The 3,049-nt window shown below is 42.1% G+C and carries 3 protein-coding genes; all 3 read right to left on the reverse strand.

Going from position 1 to position 3,049, the window contains the following annotated elements:
* Positions 1 to 229 (reverse strand): P-loop NTPase (locus tag AC1DUA_RS31570; protein WP_477503506.1); only part of this gene is annotated, 229 nt, incomplete at its 3' end.
* A complete protein-coding gene (flhF, locus tag AC1DUA_RS31575; RefSeq protein WP_477503507.1) occupies positions 226 to 1,542 on the reverse strand; it encodes a flagellar biosynthesis protein FlhF in 1,317 nt (438 codons plus the stop codon). The genes AC1DUA_RS31570 and flhF, both read right to left, overlap by 4 nt.
* The coding region (locus AC1DUA_RS31580) for a flagellar biosynthesis protein FlhA (RefSeq protein ID WP_477503508.1) at positions 1,539 to 3,049 on the reverse strand (1,511 nt) is incomplete at its 5' end. The genes AC1DUA_RS31580 and flhF, both read right to left, overlap by 4 nt.

A 3,049-nucleotide genomic window follows, 5' to 3' on the forward strand; every position in this document is an offset into this window, starting at 1 on the left:
ACTTAGAGGAAACGCCCATCAACACATCAATATTGGCAAGCCCTATATCAGCATCAAAAACAAGAACCTTATAACCTTGGGACTGAAGCGCTAAAGCAAAGTTAAGCGTAACATTCGATTTCCCTACGCCGCCCTTTCCGCTAGTCACGGTAATGATCCTGGTAGTTTTTGTGCCTTTATCATTCTGAATTTGAACCAGGTTCCGCAACCCTTCTGCTTGATCCTTCATTCTCTAGGTTCCTCCAATAACAAATCAATGATTTGCCACTCGTTCAGTTCCGTAATGTCATCAGGCACGCTTTGACCATTGGTCACATACGAAATTTGAAGAGAGAACTCATGAACAATATTAACAATAGCTCCGTACGAATCCGTTTCATCCATCTTGGTGAAAATGACTTTATCCAGCTTAAATTTGTTAAAGTTGTTCGTAATTGCCTTCATGTCTCTATATTTCGTTGTTAAGCTAAGTACTAATATCGTCTCGCTACTGCCTTGTGTCTTCAGTAAGGAGTTGAGCTCCGAGACGTACATTTCATTACGAAAATTCCGACCAGCTGTATCCATGAAAATAACATCACAATCTGCTAGGTTTTGAAATGCTTTGATTAAATCTTGCGGTGAAAACACTACCTCTAACGGAACGTTTAAGATGGTGGCATACGTTTTTAATTGTTCGATAGCAGCAATTCGGTACGTGTCTGAAGTAATAAAACCAACCTTGCGTTGATACTTCAACACTTGTTCAGCAGCAAGTTTGGCAATTGTTGTCGTCTTACCGACCCCAGTCGGGCCCACAAAATGAACAACACGCGTATTCGGTGCAATTTTCTTGCCATGTTCGGAGTGAAAGACCTGACCAAGTTTAGCTTTAACAATTTGAATAGCACTCTCTTCGGTAACCAGCTCATCTGCAAGTTGAAAATCAGCAACAGTCTCATCCATAATTTGGCGGATTAGCTTGGGATCTACTTCTTGATCACTTAATCGCTGTTCAAGCTTTTGTAAAGGCTCTGGAAGCGCGAAGACGTCCGATGCTTGTGTTAGCTTCTTCATCATCTCTTTCATCTGTTTGAGTTCCTCTATAAGCAACTCATCCTTCTGATAGCTAATCTTATTTGGCGCATTAATAGATGCTGGTGTATATGTTTGTTGTGCCGATTGAGCAAAAGTTGGTTGTGTATCCACGCCATATTTTGCCGCAATAGGTTCATTCACCGCCGAAACATTTGCGAGCACATCCGGAACATCTGGAAAATCAGACTGATGAGGTTGCGACTTTGACGCATACACTTGAGAAATCATTGGTTGCTGCTTCTGTTGCTGAAACTGTGGGGTAACCTTCGGTGCAGTTGGGGCTGCATTCGTATTGGTATTATCAATGGCAGCAACAACCTCAATCTTTTTCTTTCCAAACATACCAAGAAATCCGCCAGTGCGAATTTCTTTGGTATTAAGTATCACCGCATCCTTCCCAAGATCAGAGCGAATCTTCTGCAGTGCATCAGGCATGGAATCAACAACATATCTTTTTACTCTCATAAATTGACTACCCCCATGCTCTGAATTTCTACGCTAGGCTCTAATTCGCTATACGATAAAACGGGAATATCTTGCAGCGTTCTTTCAAGCAGCTGTCTCAAATACATCCGAATCGTTGGTGATGTTAAAATGACAGGTTGTTGTCCTGATTGAATTAATTTGCTTACTTGTTCACTTACGCGATGATAAATAATTTGAGAGGAGGACGGGTCAAGCGCCAAATAACTTCCTTGATCAGACTGCTGCACAGAATCAGCAATTTTCTTTTCCACTGACGGACCTACTGTAATTACTTTTAACGAATCACCCAAGGAAGTAAATTGCTGCGTAATCTGCCTGGATAATGATTGTCTGACGTATTCGGTCAAAATCTCAGGGTCCTTCGTATATGTACCATAATCAGCAAGTGTCTCCAAAATAGTAACCAAGTCGCGAACGGAGATTTTCTCCTTAAGCAGTTTAGCCAACACCTTTTGAACATCACCAATCGACAATACGGGTGGAATAAGATCATCAACAAGCGCAGGGTAGGATTCGCGAACATTGTCGATGAGCGCTTTCGTTTCTTGGCGTCCAAGAAGCTCATGTGTATGTTTCTTAATAACTTCTGTAAGATGAGTGGCCACTACAGACGGAGGATCAACAACTGTGTATCCAGATAACTCGGCTCGCTCTTTGGTCACTTCATCAATCCAGATCGCAGGCAACCCAAAAGCAGGTTCTGTTGTCTCAATCCCTGCTATTGAATCATCATCAATTCCTGGGCTCATAGCCAGATAGTGATTAAGGAGTAGTTCGCCGCGTGCCACTGTATTGCCTTTAATTTTGATGATATACTCGTTCGGACGCAGCTGAATATTATCGCGTATTCGAATAACAGGTACGACCACCCCTAATTCAAGGGCACATTGCCTACGAATTAGTATAATCCGGTCAAGTAAATCTCCACCTTGCTGTGTATCTGCGAGTGGGATTAAGCCATAACCAAATTCAAACTCAATGGGGTCAACTTGTAGCAAGGAGATAACACTTTCGGGACTTCGAACCTCCTCGATTTGTTGCTCTTCCACCAATTGTTCTTCCTTGATAGCTTCTCGCTCCAAGTTCTTTTGCATTTTGTAACCGGCGAAAACCAACAATCCAGCAATCGGAAAAGTTGTAAACCAATGGATGGGCGTGAAAATCCCTAACATGACTAAAGTACCGGCAACAATATAAAGTAGTTTAGGCTGTGCAGTTAATTGTTTGGTAACATCATGACCTAAATTCCCTTCAGAAGAAGCTCTTGTGACGATAATACCAGCTGCCGTTGAAATCAGTAGTGCTGGAATTTGTGAGACCAGTCCATCCCCAATCGTTAGAATCGAAAAGGTTTGAAGGGCTTCAGAGAAATCCATGCCTTTCATTGTCATCCCAATAATAAAGCCACCAATCAAATTGATGACCAAAATGACAATACCAGCAATAGCATCTCCTTTTACGAATTTACTGGCACCATCCATAGCCC

The organism is Paenibacillus sp. 01T422 (assembly GCF_056398785.1).